Raw genomic sequence first — 17,880 nt, forward strand, 5'->3', positions numbered from 1 at the left:
TCGAAGGGTGTCAATTGCCAAGGTAGATCACCACTCCACGCTCAGCGTCCGCGGTGCCCGCGTCCACAATCTTCAGAACGTCGACCTCGAGATCCCTCGCGACTCGCTCGTCGTCTTCACGGGTCTCTCGGGCTCGGGGAAGTCCTCACTCGCCTTCGACACGATCTTCGCCGAGGGCCAGCGACGCTACGTCGAGTCGCTCTCGGCGTACGCCCGCCAGTTCCTCGGTCAGGTGGACCGCCCGGACGTCGACTTCATCGAGGGCCTGAGCCCCGCGGTCTCGATCGACCAGAAGTCCACGAACCGCAACCCCCGGTCGACCGTCGGGACGATCACCGAGGTCTACGACTACATGCGGCTGCTCTGGGCGCGCATCGGCGTCCCGCACTGCCCGGTCTGCGGCGAGGTCATCCAGCGTCAGACGGTGCAGCAGATCGCCGACCAGCTGATGGAGCTCGAGGAGCGACGCCGCTACCAGATCGTCGCCCCCGTCGTGAGCCAGAAGAAGGGCGAGTTCGTCGACCTCTTCAAGGAGCTCTCGGCCAAGGGCTTCGCGCGCGCCATCGTCGACGGCGAGGCGATCCAGCTCGCGGAACCGCCGACCCTCAAGAAGCAGGTCAAGCACGACATCGCGGTCGTCGTCGACCGCCTCGTCGCCGGGCCCGAGATCCTCGGTCGCCTGACCGACTCCCTCGAGACGGCACTGCAGCTCACCGACGGCCTCGTGACGATCAACTTCGTCGACGAGGAGGGCGACGACGCCTGGCGCACCTTCTCCGAGAAGCTCTCCTGCCCGAACAACCACCCGTTGCAGCTGACCGAGATCGAGCCGCGGACGTTCTCGTTCAACGCCCCATTCGGCGCCTGCCCGGAGTGCTCGGGCCTCGGCACGCGCATGTCGGTCGACGCGGAGCTGCTCCTCGGCGACGAGGAGCTCAGCATCAACGAGGGCGTCATCGTCCCGTGGACCACCCAGGGCAAGGGGCTCTACCAGTACTACGAGAAGCTGCTCGACGGGCTGGCCCGCGACCTCGACTTCTCGCTCGACACCCCCTGGCGCGACCTGCCGGCCTCAGTCCAGGAGGCGGTGCTCCGCGGCGACAACTTCAAGGTCAAGGTCAAGTGGAAGAACCGCTTCGGCCGCGAGATGAGCTACTCGTCGGGCTTCGAGGGCGTCATCCCGTACATCGAGCGTCAGTACCTCCAGGCCGACACCGACAGCCAGCGCGTGCGCTGGTCCGAGTACCTGCGCGAAGTCCCGTGCCAGGTCTGCGGCGGTCGTCGCCTCAAGCCCGAGGTCCTCTCCGTCCTGATCCACGAGCACAACATCGCCGAGGTCGCCGAACTGAGCCTCTCCGACGCCCGCGCGTTCATGGACCGCCTCGAGCTGAGCGACCGCGAGGCCCACATCGCCGCGCAGGTGCTGCGCGAGATCAAGGTCCGACTCGACTTCCTGATCCAGGTCGGACTCAACTACCTCGACCTGGCCCGGACCGCCGGCTCCCTCTCGGGCGGTGAGGCGCAGCGCATCCGCCTCGCGACGCAGATCGGCTCGGGACTCACCGGCGTGCTCTACGTCCTCGACGAACCGAGCATCGGCCTGCACCAGCGCGACAACCGCCGTCTCATCGAGACCCTCGTGGCCCTGCGCGACCTCGGCAACACGCTGATCGTGGTCGAACACGACGAGGACACCATCCGCACCGCCGACTGGATCGTCGACATCGGTCCCGGCGCGGGCGTCAACGGCGGCCGTGTCGTGCACTCCGGGTCGTACGAGGCGCTCGAGGCCAACACCGAGTCCCTCACCGGTGACTACCTCTCCGGCCGCAAGGCCATCGAGATCCCGGCGAAGCGTCGTCCGATCGACACGAAGCGTCAGATCCAGGTGATCGGAGCGCAGGCCAACAACCTGAAGAAGGTCAGCGCGGACTTCCCGCTCGGAGTCCTCACCGCCGTCACCGGCGTGAGCGGCTCCGGGAAGTCCTCGCTCGTCAACGACGTCCTGTACCGGGTCCTGGCGAACAAGCTGAACGGCGCGCGCAAGCTGCCCGGCAAGCACACCAGGGTCACGGGTCTGGAGCACCTCGACAAGGTGGTCCACGTCGACCAGGCGCCCATCGGCCGCACCCCTCGCTCGAACCCCGCCACTTACACCGGCGTCTTCGACAAGATCCGCAACCTCTTCGCGGAGACGCAGGAGGCCAAGGTCCGCGGCTACCTCGCCGGACGGTTCAGCTTCAACGTCAAGGGCGGCCGCTGTGAGGCCTGCTCGGGTGACGGCACGATCAAGATCGAGATGAACTTCCTGCCCGACGTCTACGTCGCCTGCGAGGTGTGCGGGGGAGCGCGGTACAACCGCGACACCCTGACCATCCACTACAAGGGCAAGAACATCGCCGAGGTCCTCGACATGCCGATCGCCGAGGCTGCCGACTTCTTCGAGCCGATCTCCTCGATCCACCGGTTCCTGAAGACGCTCGTCGAGGTCGGCCTGGGCTACGTCCGTCTCGGCCAGAGCGCCACGACGCTGTCCGGCGGCGAGGCCCAGCGCGTCAAGCTCGCGACGGAGTTGCAGCGGCGGAGCAACGGGCGCAGTGTCTACGTCCTCGACGAGCCGACCACGGGTCTGCACTTCGAAGACGTCCGGAAGCTGCTGCTCGTCCTCGGCGGGCTCGTCGACAAGGGCAACACGGTCATCGTGATCGAGCACAACCTCGACGTCATCAAGTCCGCCGACTGGCTCATCGACATGGGCCCCGAGGGTGGAGCCGGTGGCGGGACGGTCCTCGCCACGGGAACACCCGAGCACCTCGCGACGGTCCCCGGCAGCCACACGGGCTTCTTCCTGAACGAACTGTTCGAGGCAGAGGCCGGCGGCAGCCGCAAGGCGGGCTGACGTGGCGGCCGTCCGCGGCGGAAGTGGTCTGGCGTACCGGCCGAAGGCGGGGGAGATCCCCACCATGCCCGGCGTGTACCGCTTCAGCGACGACTCGGGCCGGGTGCTCTACGTCGGCAAGGCGATGAACCTCCGGGCGAGGCTCAGCAACTATTTCGCGCCCCTGCATACGCTGCACGAGCGAACGCGCCGCATGGTGACGACCGCGACCGGGGTCACCTGGACGACGGTCGGCAGCGACGTCGAGGCGCTGCAGCTCGAGTACACGTGGATCAAGGAGTACGACCCGCCGTTCAACGTCAAGTTCCGCGACGACAAGTCGTACCCGTACCTCGCGGTCACCCTCGGTGACGAGGCGCCGCGCGTCATGGTCACCCGGAACACCCGGATCCCGGGGGCCAAGTACTTCGGCCCGTACCCGAAGATCTGGGCCGTCCACGACACGGTCGACCTCATGATCAAGGTCTTCCCGATCCGCACCTGCTCCGACTCGGCGTACAAGCGGGCCATGGCCTCGGGGAAGCCCTGTTTCCCCGGACAGATCGGGCGGTGCGGCGGCCCGTGCTCCGGCAAGGTCACCATCGAGGAACACCGCGCGATCGTCGACGACTTCGTCTCGTTCATGGTCGGCAACGACCGCCGGTTCACGACGCGCATCACCGCCGACATGAAGGCCGCCGCGGCCCGCCAGGACTACGAGTCCGCGGCCGTCTACCGGGATCAGCTCCAGGCGCTCGACCAGGTGCTCGCGAAGAGCGCGGTCGTCCTGCGCGACGCCGTGGACGCCGACCTGTTCGGCATCGACCACGACGAGCTCGCCGCGTCGGTGCAGCAGTTCATCGTCCGTGGCGGCCGCATCCGCGGTGTACGGTCGTGGACCGTCGACAAGGAGCTCGACATGTCGACCGCCGAGCTCGTCGACAGCGTCGTCCAACGGGTGTACGCCGCCGCGAGCGGGACCGAGGTCCCGCGAGAGGTGCTCGTCCCGGAGCTGCCGGACGACGCCGAGAGCCTCGAGGACTGGCTGGCCGAACGCCGCGGCTCGAAGGTCGCCCTCCGCGTCGCCCAGCGCGGCGAGAAGGCGACGCTCATGGAGACCGCTGTCGTCAACGCCAAGCAGGCCCTCATGCTCTACAAGACCCGGCGCAGCTCCGACTTCGTCGCCCGGACGCAGGCACTCGAGGACATCCGCGATGCGCTCGGGATGCCCGAGGCGCCCCTGCGGATCGAGTGCTTCGACGTGTCGCACCTGAGCGGTACCAACATCGTGGCGTCGATGGTGGTCTTCGAGGACGGGCTGTCCCGCAAGGACGAGTACCGCCGCTTCGGCGTCGCCGAGTCCACCGACGACACCGACTCGATCTACCAGGTCGTCTCCCGGCGACTCGCGCACCTCACGTCGTCCGAGCCCGTCGAGACGGTCGACGAGACCACGGGGGAGCGCAAGCGCCGGAAGTTCACCTATCCGCCGCAGCTCCTCATCGTCGACGGCGGGCAACCGCAGGTCGCCGCTGCCGCGCGTGCGCTGGAGGAATCCGGCCTGACCGGGATCACCCTGTGCGGACTGGCGAAGCGACTGGAGGAGATCTGGTTGCCCGAGGACCCGTATCCGGTGATCCTGCCGCGGGGGAGCGAAGCGCTGTTCCTCCTCCAGCGTGTCCGCGACGAGGCGCACCGGTTCGCCATCAGTTTCCAGCGACAGAAGCGGAAGCGCGACATCTCGACCGTCCTCGGTGAGATCCCCGGGCTCGGTCCGGCGAAGGTCCGCGAGCTGCTCAAGCACTTCGGATCCGTCGCCCGATTGAAGACCGCGACGCCGGCCGAGATCACCGAGGTCAAGGGCATCGGCGACAAACTGGCGGCCACGGTGCACGAGGCGTTGACCTCCGGCTCCGCACAGCCCTCGCAGATCTCGCGGAATGGGTAGGCTGGGACTTCAGACCTTCGAGGAAAGCGTGTCGATGACCCCGGGCCAGCCGCAGCACCAGCAGGAAGTCCTCATCGTCACGGGGATGTCCGGCGCCGGACGATCCACCGTCGCGAACGCGCTCGAGGATCTCGGCTGGTACGTCGTCGACAACCTGCCCCCGCAGATGCTCCGTCCCCTCGTCGATCTCGCCGAGCGCGCCGGATCACGTCTGCCGCGGATCGCCGCGGTGGTCGACGTCCGAGGCCGCGACTTCTTCAGCGAGCTGCAGGAGATCGTGCCGGCCCTCCGGGGCGGGACGCACCTCCGCATGATCTTCCTGGAGGCGACCGACGCGGCGCTCGTCCGCCGGTTCGAAGCCGTCCGCAGGCCGCACCCGCTCCAGGGCGAAGGCACGATCCTCGACGGCATCGTGGCGGAGCGTCACCGGCTGAGCGAGATCCGCGAGTCGAGCGACGTCATCATCGACACGAGCGACCTCAACATCCACCAGCTCGCCACGACCACGCGTGAGCTCTTCGCCGGCGCGGAGACACCGGGTGTCCAGGTCACCGTGCTGAGCTTCGGGTTCAAGTACGGCCTGCCGCCTGATGCGGACCTCGTCGCCGACATGCGGTTCCTCCCGAACCCGTTCTGGGTTCCGGAGCTGCGTGCGCTGAGCGGTCAGGACCCCGAGGTCAGTGAGTACGTGCTCTCGCAGACCGGAGCGGCCGAGTTCCTCGAGAGCTACGCCCACGCCCTCGAACCCGTCCTCGCCGGGTACCAGCGCGAGAACAAGCGTCACGTCACCATCGCCGTCGGCTGCACGGGGGGCAAGCACCGCTCGGTCGCGGTCGCCCTCGAACTCGCCGACCGGCTGCGGAACCAGTCCGGCGTCGCCGTGCACGTCCGGCACCGAGACCTCGGGCGCGAATGACGCCCACGGGCCCGACGCAGCCGCGGCGGAGCCCGAACGGTCCGAGGCACCACGCCTCCGGATCGCGAACATGCAGGATCGACGCCGCACTCCGACGGCGCGATCACGACAGATAGGAACCACCGTGGCCCTCACCGCCGACGTCAAGAACGAACTGGCGCTCGTCCGCGAGACCCGCAACTCGGTCCGAGCGGCCGAACTCGCGTCCCTGCTCCGCTTCTCCGGCGGACTCCACACGATCTCCGGACGCGTGGCGATCGAAGCCGAACTCGACAGTCCGACCCTTGCCCAGCGGGTGCGGCGCGACATCGGCGAGCTCTACGGGATCCGCAGCGAGATCCTCGTGCAGAACCCCGGGAGCTCGGGCAAACCGAGCCTGTTCGTGGTGCGCGTCATCGAGGGCGGCGAGACCCTCGCCCGGCAGACCGGACTCCTGGACGCCCGACGGCGTGCGGTCCGCGGGCTGCCGAACCGGCTGACCACCGGGTCGCGCGACGAACTCGCCGCCGTCTGGCGGGGGGCGTTCCTCGCCACCGGGTCCCTCACCGACCCCGGCCGATCGGCGTCGCTCGACGTCGTGTGCCCCGGCAATGAGTCCGCGATGGCGCTCGTCGGTGCCGCCGGCCGCATCGGTGTCTCCGCGAAGGCGCGTGAGGTCCGCGGCATCCATCGGGTCGTCATCCGCGAGGGTGACGCGATCAGCGGCATGCTGTCGCTCATGGGTGCCACCGGCACCGTCACCTCCTGGGAGGAGATGCGGCAGCGCAAGGAGGTCCGGGCGACCGCGAACCGCCTCGTCAACTTCGACGACGCCAACCTGCGCCGCTCCGCCCAGGCGGCCGTGGCGGCCTGCGCGCGCGTCGAGCGCGCCCTCGAGATCTTGGGCGACGAGGTCCCCGACCACCTGCAGTACGCCGGTTCCCTGCGCCTCGACCACCGTGAGGCCAGCCTCGACGAACTGGGCCACTTCGCCGACCCTCCGATGACAAAGGACGCCATCGCCGGCCGCATCCGGCGCCTGCTCGCCATGGCGGACAAGCACGCGAGTGATCTCGGCATCCCGGGCACGGACGCCAACCTCCCGGCGGATTACGAGGACTGAAACAGCTCGTGAATCCTCGCCGACCCGCCATCGTCGCGGTTCGTCATGCTGGGAACAAGCCCCGACTCCCGACGGTTGCCGCTCACTAGACTGGGTGATGACGCTCAGAGCCGTGTGCAGACAGCGCACGGGACAACACGAGGAGATCACGAAGAATGGCTGTTTACTCACTGCCCGAATTGCCGTACGACTACAGTGCGCTCGAGCCGCACATCAGTGCGACCATCACCGAGCTCCACCACGACAAGCACCACGCCACCTACGTGGCCGGTGCGAACACGGCCCTCGAGAAGCTCGCTGAGGCCCGCGACGCCAACGACTTCACGAACGTCAACAAGCTCGAGAAGGACCTCGCGTTCAACCTCGGCGGTCACGTCAACCACACCATCTGGTGGAACAACCTGTCCCCGGACGGCGGCGACAAGCCGACCGGCGAGCTCGAGTCGGCCGTCGACGAGTACTTCGGCAGCTTCGACAAGTTCCAGGCGCACTTCACCGCCGCGGCGCTCGGCGTGCAGGGTTCCGGATGGGCCGCGCTCACCTGGGACACCCTCGGTCAGCGCATCAACATCCAGCAGTTCTTCGACCAGCAGGGCAACTTCCCGGCCGGCACCGTCCCGCTGCTGCTGCTCGACGTCTGGGAGCACGCCTACTACCTCGACTACAAGAACGTCCGCGCCGACTACGTCAAGGCGTTCTGGAACATCGTCAACTGGGCCGACGTCCAGGCACGCTTCGAGGTCGCGCGCAAGCAGACCAACGGCCTGCTGGTACTGTCGTAGTTGACCGGTCCGTCCCGGTCCCACGGGCCGGGACGGACCACCTTCCTCCTCACTCGGGGAGGGCGCTCACTCCGAGCAGACCGTACAATCGCGCCGTCTGGCGCCTCAGTATCAGGAGTCATCTGTGTCCGTCAAGATCGGCATCAACGGCTTCGGCCGCATCGGCCGCAACTTCTTCCGCGCCGCCCTCGCCAAGGGCAGCGACCTCGAGATCGTCGCTGTCAACGACCTCACCGACAACAAGGCGCTCGCCCACCTCCTGAAGTACGACTCCATCACGGGTCGTCTGGACGCGACGGTCGAGCTCGACGGCGACAAGATCATCGTCAACGGCAAGCCCATCATCGTGCTCGCGGAGCGCGACCCCGCCGACCTCCCCTGGGGCGAGCTCGGCGTCGACATCGTCATCGAGTCGACCGGTCGCTTCACGAAGTCCGACGACGCCCGCAAGCACATCACCGCCGGCGCCAAGAAGGTCCTCGTCTCGGCTCCCGCCACGGGCAGCGACGTCGCCACGATCGTCCTCGGCGTCAACGAGGGCACCTACGACGCAGCGACGCACGACATCATCTCGAACGCGTCCTGCACGACGAACTGCCTCGCGCCGCTCGCCAAGGTCCTGCTCGACAACTTCGGCATCGAGCGTGGCCTCATGACCACGGTCCACGCCTACACCGCCGACCAGAACCTGCAGGACGGCCCGCACAGCGACCTCCGTCGTGCACGCGCCGCCGCCGTCAACATCATCCCGACCTCCACCGGTGCAGCCAAGGCACTCGGCCTGGTCATCCCGGAGCTCGTCGGCAAGCTCGACGGCTACGCCCTGCGCGTCCCGGTCCCGACCGGTTCGATCACCGACCTCACGGTCGAGCTGACCAACCCGGCCACGGTCGAGGAGATCAACGCCGCGTACAAGGCTGCCGCCGAGGGCCCCCTCAAGGGCATCCTGAAGTACACCGAGGACCCGATCGTCTCGAGCGACATCGTGACCGACCCGCACTCCTCGATCTTCGACGCCGGCCTCACCAAGGTCATCGGCTCGCAGGTCAAGGTCGCCTCGTGGTACGACAACGAGTGGGGCTACTCGAACCGCCTCGTCGACCTCACCGAGTACGTCGCGGACCGCCTCTAACCAACCGGCTGTCTGCCGCACTCCTCACCCGAGCAGCCAGACACCGCATGGTCCGAACGGGCGTCCTGAATCATCTTCAGGGCGCCCGTTCGGTTTCGTCGGTGGTCGTGGCTCAGCGCAGAGAAAGACCCTCCTCATGACCCTCCGCACCCTCGACTCGCTGGGCGACCTCAGCGGTCGCAGAGCCGTCGTCCGCCTCGACCTCAACGTTCCGCTCAAGGACGGCGTCATCACCGACGACGGCCGCATCCGCGCGGCACTCCCCACCCTCAACGCGCTCATCAACCAGGGTGCGCGTGTCGTCATCGTCTCGCACCTCGGCCGCCCCGACGGCACACCCGACGCGAAGTACAGCCTTGCGCCCGTCGCGCAGCGACTGTCCGAACTCCTCGGCAAGCCCGTGACCTTCGCCGCCGACACCGTCGGCAGTGCCGCGACCGACGCCGTCGCCGCGCAGACCGACGGCGACGTCGTGCTGCTCGAGAACCTGCGCTTCAACTCCGCCGAGACCAGCAAGGACGCCGGCGAACGTGAGGCGTTCGCCGCCAAGCTCGCCGCCTTCGGCGACGTCGTCGTCTCGGACGGCTTCGGTGTCGTCCACCGGAAGCAGGCGAGCGTGTACGAGCTCGCCAAGCTGCTCCCGAGCGCTGCCGGGCTGCTCATCGCCGCCGAGCTCGAGGTCCTCGACCGTCTCACCGAGACCCCGGAGCGCCCCTACACGGTCGTCCTCGGCGGCTCGAAGGTCTCCGACAAGCTGGGCGTCATCGGCCACCTGCTGCCGCGCGTCGACTCGCTGCTCATCGGCGGTGGCATGCTGTTCACCTTCCTCGCCGCCCAGGGGCACGCCGTCGGTTCGAGCCTGCTCGAAGCGGACCAGATCGAGACCGTCCGCGGCTACCTCGCGAAGGCCGACGAGCTCGGCGTGACGATCGTCCTGCCGACCGACGTCGTCGTCGCCTCGGCGTTCGGTGCCGACGCCGAGCACGTCGTGCGCCCGGCCGACGCCATCGAGGACACCCCGTTCGGTGCCTCCGGACTCGGACTCGACATCGGACCGGACACGGCTGCAGCGTTCGCCGAGATCGTCGCCGCGTCCAAGACGGTGTTCTGGAACGGCCCGATGGGTGTGTTCGAACTCGCGCCCTTCGCCGCCGGTACGCGCGCGGTCGCTGAAGCACTCACCCGCACGGACGGCCTGAGCGTCGTCGGTGGCGGTGACTCGGCCGCAGCGGTTCGTGCGCTCGGCTTCGATGATGACCAGTTCGGTCACATCTCAACTGGTGGCGGCGCCAGCCTCGAGTTCCTCGAGGGCAAGCGTCTGCCTGGACTGGAGGTCCTCGGATGGCAGCAGTAACCCCCGGGCGCACGCGTGTGCCCCTGATCGCCGGCAACTGGAAGCTCAACCTGGACCACCTCCAGGCGATCGCCCTCGTCCAGAAGCTCGATTGGACGCTCAAGGACGGCAAGCACGACTATGCGGACGCCGAGGTGGCCATCTTCCCGCCGTTCACGGACCTCCGCTCGGTCCAGACGATCGTCGCCGCCGACAAGCTCAAGCTGGCCTACGGCGCGCAGGACCTGTCGCAGCACGACTCGGGCGCCTACACCGGTGAGATCTCCGGGGCGTTCCTCGCGAAGCTCGACTGCCGCTACGTGCTCGTCGGACACTCCGAGCGCCGCACCCTGCACAAGGAGACCGACGAGGTCGTCCAGGCGAAGACGGCCGCAGCCGTGCGGCACGGCCTCGTCCCCGTCATCTGCATCGGTGAGACCGCCGAAGACCTCGAGGAACACGGCCCGTCGGCCGTCCCCGTGGCGCAGCTCAAGGCGGCCATCGACGGACTCGCACCGGACGCGGACATCGTCGTGGCCTACGAGCCGGTGTGGGCCATCGGTTCCGGTCAGGCGGCGACGCCCGATCAGGCGCAGCAGGTCGCGGCCGCTCTCCGCAGCACGCTCGCCGAGGTCCTCGGCGACGAGGCGGCGCAGCGCACGCGGATCCTCTACGGCGGTTCGGTGAAGGCCTCGAACATCGCCGGCTTCATGCGCGAACCAGACGTCGACGGTGCCCTCGTCGGCGGTGCGAGCCTGCTCGCCGACGAGTTCGCCGGGATCGCGCGCTTCTCGCAGCACGTCGGACTCTGACCGACCTGCTGCACCAGCAGCACGGACACGGCTCGGCCCGCGGCACCAGCCGCGGGCCGAGCCGTGTCCGCTGAACCGTCGAGGTATACTGGACGGCGGTTCAGCCCCTCTGAACGCGAATGCGAAAGGTCTCACGTGGAGATTCTCCAGGTCATCCTGCAGGTGCTGCTCGGCATCACCAGCCTCCTGCTCACCTTCCTGATCCTGCTGCACAAGGGCCGCGGCGGCGGTCTGTCCGACATGTTCGGCGGCGGCTCCTCCAGCAACCTCGGTTCGTCAGGGGTCGCCGAGCGCAACCTCAACCGCTTCACCGTCATCCTCGGCCTGACCTGGGGTGCCTGCATCGTCGTGATCGGGCTCCTGACGAAGTTCGCCGCCGCCTAGACCGGCCGCGAAGCCCCGATCCCGGGGACGCAACTCGACGCACCACACCCGAACCACTCTCGACAGTACGAGAAAGAGGAAACACCATGGCATCAGGCGGAAGCGCTATCAGGGGATCACGCGTCGGCGCCGGCCCCATGGGCGAGCAGGACCACGGCTACCACGCGGACCGCATCGCCATCTCCTACTGGGACGCCCTCGGCAACGAGACGGTCCGCCACTTCGCGGCGAACGTCCCCGACGAGGAGATCCCGGAGACGATCGACTGCCCGACTTCCGGTCTGCCGGCCGGTCGCGACAAGGCGAACCCGCCGGAGGTCGCGAAGCTCGAGCCGTACAAGACCCACCTCGCCTACGTGAAGGAACGACGCACGGAGGAAGAGGCGGAGCAGCTGCTCGAAGAGGCACTCCAGCAGCTCCGTGCACGCCGCGGTACGGCAGCGAAGTAGCCGGACACAGCACTACATACGCGGAAAGGCCGTTCCCCTCGGGGAACGGCCTTTCTGCATAGCGGCACCGGCTCGCCGACCGGCCTTCCGCTAGTACTCCGGGAGGATCAATGAATCCGGGACCTCTGCGGCCGCATCCTGGTCGACGAAGAACACCGTCCGTTTGCGTCCCTTGGCCCCGGCGGCGGGGACCTCGTTGTAGCTGGCACCCGCGAGGGCGAGGCCGAGTGCCGACGCCTTGTCGGTGCCGGCGAGGACGAGCCAGACCCGCACGGAGGAGTTGATGGCCGGCCGCGTCAGGCTGAGTCGTTCCGACGGCGGCTTGGGGGAGTTCCGCACCGGGACCACCGAGGTGTCGGTGACCGAGACCTCGGCCCGCTCGGGGAAGAGCGATGCGACGTGACCGTCGGGACCGACACCAAGGAACGTGATGTCGAACCGCGGGTGGTCCTCGCCGGGCCGCGCGAACCGACGGAGCTCGTCCGCGTAGCGCACCGCAGCGGCGTCGAGGTCGATGCCGTCCTCCGGCGCCGGGTATCCGTGCACGTGTTCGGCGACGAGGCCACGCTCCGGAAGCGCCAGCAGGGTCTCCAGCAAGGCCTCGCGTGCCTGCAACTCGTTCCGATCGGCGTCGTCCCGAGCGACCCAGCGCTCGTCCCCCCACCAGAGGTGCACCCGGGACCAGTCCACCCGGTCGCGGTCCTTCGACGCGGCCACGGCGGCGAGCGTCCCCGTGCCGACCGTACCGCCGGTCAGGACGACGTGGACCGTCTCCTGCGACTCGAGCAGTTCGCGGGTTCGGGAGAGGAACCGCTTGGCGACCGAGGTCGTCAGTTGGTCGCGGTCCTGGTAGACGAGGACGCGTCGCTCGGTCGGCATCAGCTGGTCCGAGCGCGGAGCGTGACCGGCTCGCCGAGGCCGGGGAGGCCCACGGTGATGACCTGTCCGTACAGGACGTCCGGGTCGAGCGTGCGCAGCTCCTCGGCGAGGCAGTCGCGCAGACTGCGACGGGGGAGCGAGAGGTCGTGCGTCGGCTGTCCGGGCTGGATCAGCGTCGCGATGTCGGGAACGGGACGTTCGAGGACGACGTTGCCGGACGCCCGCGTGAGGCGGACACCGTGGATGCCGCTCGACCCGTGCGCCATGCTGAGCTCGTGGGTCACGTCGACCTGCAACTGCAGCTGGAGCCAGGCGGCGAGCAGCTCGGTCGACGGGGAGTCCGATGCTCCGGACACCTCGATCGCCGTGACGGGCTCGTACGGCGGCTGGTCGAGCACCGCCGCGAGCTGTGCCCGCCAGAGCGTGAGCCTGGTCCACGCGAAGTCCGTGTCTCCGGGGGCGTAGTTCGCCGCGCGACCGCGGAGGGCGGCGTGGGTGTCCGCCGCCGCGGACGCGTCGGTGATGCGACGCTGGGCGATGCGGCCGATCGGTGACGTCGAGACGCGTTCCGGTGCCTCTCCCGGCCACCAGGCGACCACGGGCGCGTCGGGCAGGAGCAGACCGGTCACGAGGCTCTCCTCGTTCTCGGCGACCGCACCGTAGGCGCGCAGGATGACCACCTCGCTCGCTCCGGCGTCGCCGCCGACGCGGATCTGGGCATCGAGCCGGTCTCCGATGGAGGAGTGCTGGTCGTCGTGCTCCGTGGAGAGGACGATGACCCGCATGGGGTGCTCGCGAGAGGCCTCGTTGGCGGCCTCGATGGCCTCCTCCTCGGCTCCGAGCCGCGTCGAGATCACCAGGGTGAGCACGCGCCCCAGGGCGACGGCGCCGCCGTCCTCGCGGATGGTCACGAGCGCCTTCGAGAGCTTGCTCGTGGTCGTGTCTGGCAGGTCTACGATCATGGTCGTCTCCAGGTGCGTCCGTCGCGGTTCATGAGGTCGTCGGCCGAGGACGGGCCCCAGGTGCCGGGAGCGTACTGCTCGAGCGGCGTGTCCTGAGCGGCCCAGTACTCCTCGATCGGGTCGAGGATCTTCCAGGAGAGCTCGACCTCCTCGTGACGGGGGAAGAGGGGCGGGTCGCCCAGCAGGACGTCGAGGATGAGACGTTCGTACGCCTCGGGGCTCGCCTCGGTGAAGGCGTGGCCGTAGCCGAAGTCCATCGTGACGTCGCGGACCTGGGTGCCGGCACCCGGGACCTTCGAACCGAAGCGGATGGTGACACCCTCGTCGGGCTGGACCCGGATGACCAAGGCGTTCTGGCCGAGCGCCGAGGTCTGGCTCTCCGCGAACAGGTACTGCGGAGCACGCTTGAAGACGACCGCGATCTCGGTGACGCGGCGTCCGAGGCGCTTCCCGGCACGCAGGTAGAACGGCACGCCGGCCCACCGACGCGTGTTGATGTCGAGCCGCATGGCCGCGTAGGTCTCGGTCGTCGACTCCGGGTTCATCCCGTCCTCGTCGAGGAAGCCCAGCACGTGCTCGCCGCCCTGCCAACCACCGGCGTACTGCCCACGGGCCGTCGCGGCCCCGAGGTCGTCGGGGAGGCGGACGGCCGCGAGGACCTTCTCCTTCTCCGCGCGCAGGTCTGCGGCGTTGAAGGAGATCGGCTCCTCCATCGCCGTGAGGGCGAGGAGCTGCAGCAAGTGGTTCTGGATGACGTCGCGCGCTGCTCCGATGCCGTCGTAGTACCCGGCGCGACCGCCGACGCCGATGTCCTCGGCCATGGTGATCTGCACGTGGTCGACGTAATTGGCGTTCCAGATGGGCTCGTACAGCTGGTTCGCGAACCGGAGCGCCAGGATGTTCTGGACGGTCTCCTTGCCGAGGTAGTGGTCGATCCGGAAGATCGAGTCCGACGGGAAGACCGACTGCACGATGTCGTTCAGCTCACGAGCCGTCTTGAGGTCGCTGCCGAACGGCTTCTCGATGACCACCCGGCGCCACTGACCGTCAGCGGGTTCCGCGAGTCCCGAGCGACGGAGCTGCTCGGTGACCTGCGGGAACGCCTTCGGTGGGATCGAGAGGTAGAACGCGTGGTTGCCCATCGTCCCGCGATCCGCATCGAGCTCCTCGATGGTCTCTTTCAGCTTCTCGAACGCCGCGTCGTCACCGAATTCACCGGGGACGAACCGGATGCCCTGGGCGAGCTGGTTCCAGACGTCCTCGCGGAACTCGGTCCGGGCGTACTGCTTGACGGATTCGTGGACGACCTCCATGAAGTCCTGGTCCTCCCAGTCCCGTCGGGCGAACCCGACGAGTGAGAAGCCAGGGGGCAGGAGGCCCCGGTTCGCCAGGTCGTACACGGCCGGCATCAGCTTCTTGCGGGACAGGTCACCTGTCACGCCGAAGATGATGAGGCCGCTCGGACCGGCGATCCGATTGAGGCGTCGGTCGGTGTCCACCCGCAGCGGGTTGGACTCCGGGGTGATTTCCACCGGGGACATGAAGCTCCTTGTGCAGTGACGCGCTAGTCGTTGACGGCGTCGAAGAGGGTGACGATGTTCTGGTCCGGCGACGTGAGGGTCAGCGTGAGGACCGGACGACCGTGCTCGGCGAGGACGCGGGCGTCGCCGCCTGCCTGGGCCTCGATGAGCTGGCCGAAGGTGAACGGGCGCTCGGGGATCTCCAGGTCGACGGGGGCCGTCTCGGTGATCTGCAGGAACACGCCGTTCGCGGGGCCGCCCTTGTGGTACTGACCCGTCGAGTGCAGGAAGCGCGGACCCCACCCGAAGGTCGTGGGTCGTGCCGCCTTCGCCGCGACGAGGTCGCGGATGCTCTCGAGCTGCGGGGAGGCAAGGCGGTCGACGTAGCCCTGGATCGCGACGTAGCCGTCGGAGGGGAGCTGCGCGAGCAGTGCCTCGACGGCACCGGACAGGGTGGTCACGCCGTCGAGCAGATCGGCCGAGCCGCGGACCTCGACACCGTCGGCGACGAAGGCGGGTGCCTCAGGCTCCGGACGGTTGTCGAGCAGACCACGGGTGGCGACCTTCGCGGACTCGACGTCCGGCTGGTCGAACGGGTCGATGCCGATGAGGCGCCCGGCGACGACGGTCGCGTACTCCCACACCAGCATCATCGCGCCGAGGCTGCCGCTGACGAGGATCTCGCCCTCGTGGCGGTCGTGGCGCAGCAGGTGGAACTCGTGGGCGTCGTCGACGATGCGGACGATCTGGAGGTCGGCCGGCTTCGACTCGAGCTCGGGAGCGAGCGGGTTGAGCACGACGGGCAGCAGGCCGCGACCGGACTTACCGGTCGATTCGGCGATGAGCTGTTCGGCCCAGTCCGGGAATCCGACGATGTGCGTCCCGTCGGTGATGAGACCGACCTTGTCGCGCAGCGGAACGGTGCCGCCGATCGCCGCACCCAGGATGAGTCCCGGGTTCGACGCGTCGTCGATCGCGAGTTCCCCGAGCACCGCGTCGGCCTCGTCGAGCAACGCGCCGATGTCGACACCGGCGAGACCGGACGGCACGAGACCGAAGGCGGTGAGCGCACTGTAGCGACCGCCGACGTTGGGGTCGGCGTTGAAGACCCGGTAGCCGGCCTCGTTCGCCGCCGCCTCGAGCGGGGAGCCCGGGTCGGTGACGATGACGATGCGACCGGCGGGGTCGATCCCCGCAGCCGTGAACGCAGCCTCGTAGGCGCGGCGCTGGCTGTCGGTCTCGACCGTGGAGCCGGACTTCGAGGAGACGACGAGCACCGAGGTCTCGAGGCGGTCCGCCAGGGCCGCGAGGACCTGGCCGGGAGCGGTCGAGTCGAGGACGGTGAGGTTGCCGCCCAGCGTGTTCGTGATGACCTCGGGTGCGAGCGAGGAACCGCCCATGCCCGCGAGCACGATGTGGTCGATGCCCTCGTCGTTGAACTGCTCACGGAGCGCGAGGATCGGCTCGACCAGCGGGCGGGAGATGGAGACCGCCTGGACCCAGCCGAGGCGCTTGGACGCCTCGGCCTCGGCCGCAGGACCCCACAGCGTGGGGTCCTGGTCCGTGATGCGCGACGCGACGAGGTCGCTCACGAGCGTGGGGACCACCGATGCGACAGCGGCTTCCGCCGCGCCGCTCACGCGGATCTTGAAGCTCACTTGGAGGCCTCCAGAGCCGTCTTCACGGTCTCGAGCAGCTCGTCCCAGGACACGATGAACTTCTCGACGCCCTCACGCTCGAGCAGCGCCGTCACCTCGTCGTAGGACACGCCGAGTGCGGCGATGGCGTCGAGGACCTCGTTCGCAGCCGCGTAGGAGCCGGTGACGGTGTCGCCGGTGATGACGCCGTGGTCGAAGGTCGCCTCGAGGGTCTTCTCCGGCATGGTGTTGACCACGCCGTCGGCGACGAGCTCGGTCACGTAGAGCGTGTCGGGGAGGTCGGCGGACTTGACGCCCGTCGAGGCCCAGAGCGGACGCTGCTTGTTGGCGCCGGCCTCGAGGAGCGCGGTGGCACGCTCGCTCGCGAACTCCTGCTCGAAGACCTGGTAGGCGAGCTGGGCGTTCGCGACGCCGGCCTTGCTCTTCAGCGCGGTCGCCTCGGGGCTGCCGATCGCGTCGAGACGCTTGTCGATCTCGGTGTCGACCCGCGACACGAAGAACGAGGCGACCGAGTGGATCGTCGAGAGGTCGTGGCCCGCGGCCTTGGCCTGCTCGAGACCGGTGAGGAACGCGTTGATGACCTCGCGGTAGCGGGTGAGGCTGAAGATCAACGTGACGTTGACGCTGATGCCGGCGCCGATGACCGCGGTGATGGCCTCAAGGCCTTCGACCGTCGCGGGGATCTTGATCATCGCGTTGGGCTGGTTGACCTTGGCCCAGAGCTGCTTGGCCTGGTCGATCGTCGAGGCGGCGTCGTGCGCGAAGCCCGGCTCGACCTCGATCGACACGCGGCCGTCGTACCCGTTGGAGGAGTCGTAGACCCCACGGAAGATCTTCGATGCCGCGGCCACGTCGTCGGTGGTGATCTCGAAGACCGCCTCGGTGACGTCCTTGCCTTCGGCGGCGAGCTGGGCGACCTGCTCGGCGTAGACGTCGCCGTTGCTGAGCGCGGACGCGAAGATCGTCGGGTTCGTCGTGACACCGACGACGTTGCGGTCGGCGATGAGCTGCTCCAGCCCACCGGACTGGATGCGTCCGCGGGAGAGGTCGTCGAGCCAGATGCTGACGCCGGCGGCGGACAGCTGGGCGGTTGGGGTTTCAGTCATGTTCTTCTGTCTCCTTCGC

The 17,880-nt window shown here is 68.6% G+C and carries 15 protein-coding genes; 10 read left to right on the forward strand and 5 right to left on the reverse strand.

The genetic code is table 11. The features are described 5' to 3' along the window. Positions 1–7: 7 nt before the first annotated feature. From uvrA to GV015_RS13400, 10 genes are all read left to right on the forward strand, one after another. Positions 8–2,899 (forward strand): excinuclease ABC subunit UvrA, encoded by a 2,892-nt coding sequence (uvrA, locus tag GV015_RS13355; RefSeq protein WP_159878819.1) that lies wholly within the window; start codon positions 8–10, stop codon positions 2,897–2,899. 1 nt (position 2,900) lies between these two features. Beyond that, entirely contained in the window at positions 2,901–4,826 is a 1,926-nt protein-coding gene (gene uvrC, locus GV015_RS13360) for an excinuclease ABC subunit UvrC (protein ID WP_256377214.1), read from the forward strand. A 34-nt stretch (positions 4,827–4,860) separates the two neighbouring features. Then, positions 4,861–5,742: an RNase adapter RapZ gene (rapZ, locus tag GV015_RS13365; RefSeq protein WP_064296920.1), complete on the forward strand. Its 882-nt coding sequence runs from the start codon at positions 4,861–4,863 to the stop codon at positions 5,740–5,742. Positions 5,743–5,866: 124 nt separating this feature from the next. Next, entirely contained in the window at positions 5,867–6,844 is a 978-nt protein-coding gene (whiA, locus tag GV015_RS13370) for a DNA-binding protein WhiA (protein WP_159878821.1), read from the forward strand. Between the two features lie 155 nt (positions 6,845–6,999). Continuing rightward, positions 7,000–7,626, forward strand: coding sequence for a superoxide dismutase (locus GV015_RS13375; RefSeq protein ID WP_064296922.1), 627 nt, complete (start codon positions 7,000–7,002; stop codon positions 7,624–7,626). Positions 7,627–7,750: 124 nt separating this feature from the next. Beyond that, positions 7,751–8,758 carry a type I glyceraldehyde-3-phosphate dehydrogenase gene (gap, locus tag GV015_RS13380; protein ID WP_064296923.1) on the forward strand — a complete coding sequence of 336 codons (1,008 nt, stop codon included), beginning with the start codon at positions 7,751–7,753 and terminating at the stop codon, positions 8,756–8,758. A gap of 136 nt (positions 8,759–8,894) precedes the next feature. Then, positions 8,895–10,112, forward strand: coding sequence for a phosphoglycerate kinase (pgk, locus tag GV015_RS13385; RefSeq protein ID WP_079705956.1), 1,218 nt, complete (start codon positions 8,895–8,897; stop codon positions 10,110–10,112). Continuing rightward, entirely contained in the window at positions 10,100–10,903 is an 804-nt protein-coding gene (tpiA, locus tag GV015_RS13390) for a triose-phosphate isomerase (protein WP_159878823.1), read from the forward strand. Before pgk ends, tpiA begins: the two co-directional genes overlap by 13 nt. A 135-nt stretch (positions 10,904–11,038) precedes the next feature. Continuing rightward, on the forward strand, positions 11,039–11,287 hold the full coding sequence (gene secG, locus GV015_RS13395) for a preprotein translocase subunit SecG (RefSeq protein WP_056005661.1): 249 nt from the start codon (positions 11,039–11,041) through the stop codon (positions 11,285–11,287). Between the two features lie 86 nt (positions 11,288–11,373). Beyond that, complete coding sequence (locus GV015_RS13400) at positions 11,374–11,736, forward strand: RNA polymerase-binding protein RbpA (RefSeq protein WP_064296926.1); 363 nt, start codon at positions 11,374–11,376, stop codon at positions 11,734–11,736. A gap of 90 nt (positions 11,737–11,826) precedes the next feature. On the opposite strand, the gene pgl is transcribed toward GV015_RS13400, so the two are convergent. Genes pgl through tal form a run of 5 tightly spaced genes read right to left on the reverse strand, consistent with a single transcriptional unit; the run spans position 11,827 to position 17,861 of the window. Further along, a complete protein-coding gene (gene pgl / locus GV015_RS13405) occupies positions 11,827–12,615 on the reverse strand; it encodes a 6-phosphogluconolactonase (protein ID WP_079705958.1) in 789 nt (262 codons plus the stop codon). After that, entirely contained in the window at positions 12,615–13,577 is a 963-nt protein-coding gene (locus GV015_RS13410; protein ID WP_079705959.1) for a glucose-6-phosphate dehydrogenase assembly protein OpcA, read from the reverse strand. The genes pgl and GV015_RS13410 overlap by 1 nt, the downstream gene beginning before the upstream one ends. Next, a complete protein-coding gene (gene zwf / locus GV015_RS13415) occupies positions 13,574–15,118 on the reverse strand; it encodes a glucose-6-phosphate dehydrogenase (protein WP_064296929.1) in 1,545 nt (514 codons plus the stop codon). Before zwf ends, GV015_RS13410 begins: the two co-directional genes overlap by 4 nt. A gap of 23 nt (positions 15,119–15,141) precedes the next feature. Continuing rightward, the gene (locus GV015_RS13420) at positions 15,142–16,755 is read right to left on the reverse strand and encodes a glucose-6-phosphate isomerase (protein WP_159878825.1); all 1,614 of its coding nucleotides are present in this window, start codon (positions 16,753–16,755) and stop codon (positions 15,142–15,144) included. After that, positions 16,752–17,861 carry a transaldolase gene (tal, locus tag GV015_RS13425; protein ID WP_159878827.1) on the reverse strand — a complete coding sequence of 370 codons (1,110 nt, stop codon included), beginning with the start codon at positions 17,859–17,861 and terminating at the stop codon, positions 16,752–16,754. Before tal ends, GV015_RS13420 begins: the two co-directional genes overlap by 4 nt. Positions 17,862–17,880: the final 19 nt, after the last annotated feature.

The sequence above is a fragment of the Plantibacter sp. T3 genome (genome assembly GCF_902506515.1).
Lineage (GTDB): Bacteria > Actinomycetota > Actinomycetes > Actinomycetales > Microbacteriaceae > Plantibacter > Plantibacter auratus.

Bases quoted from the DNA above. Each gene is read 5' to 3' on its own strand.
- rapZ (WP_064296920.1), top strand. From the start codon at position 4,861: ATGACCCCGGGCCAGCCGCAGCACCAGCAGGAAGTCCTCATCGTCACG.
- GV015_RS13375 (WP_064296922.1), top strand. From the start codon at position 7,000: ATGGCTGTTTACTCACTGCCCGAATTGCCGTACGACTACAGTGCGCTC.
- pgk (WP_079705956.1), top strand. From the start codon at position 8,895: ATGACCCTCCGCACCCTCGACTCGCTGGGCGACCTCAGCGGTCGCAGA.
- tpiA (WP_159878823.1), top strand. From the start codon at position 10,100: ATGGCAGCAGTAACCCCCGGGCGCACGCGTGTGCCCCTGATCGCCGGC.
- GV015_RS13400 (WP_064296926.1), top strand. From the start codon at position 11,374: ATGGCATCAGGCGGAAGCGCTATCAGGGGATCACGCGTCGGCGCCGGC.
- pgl (WP_079705958.1), bottom strand. From the start codon at position 12,615: ATGCCGACCGAGCGACGCGTCCTCGTCTACCAGGACCGCGACCAACTG.
- GV015_RS13410 (WP_079705959.1), bottom strand. From the start codon at position 13,577: ATGATCGTAGACCTGCCAGACACGACCACGAGCAAGCTCTCGAAGGCG.
- zwf (WP_064296929.1), bottom strand. From the start codon at position 15,118: ATGTCCCCGGTGGAAATCACCCCGGAGTCCAACCCGCTGCGGGTGGAC.
- tal (WP_159878827.1), bottom strand. From the start codon at position 17,861: ATGACTGAAACCCCAACCGCCCAGCTGTCCGCCGCCGGCGTCAGCATC.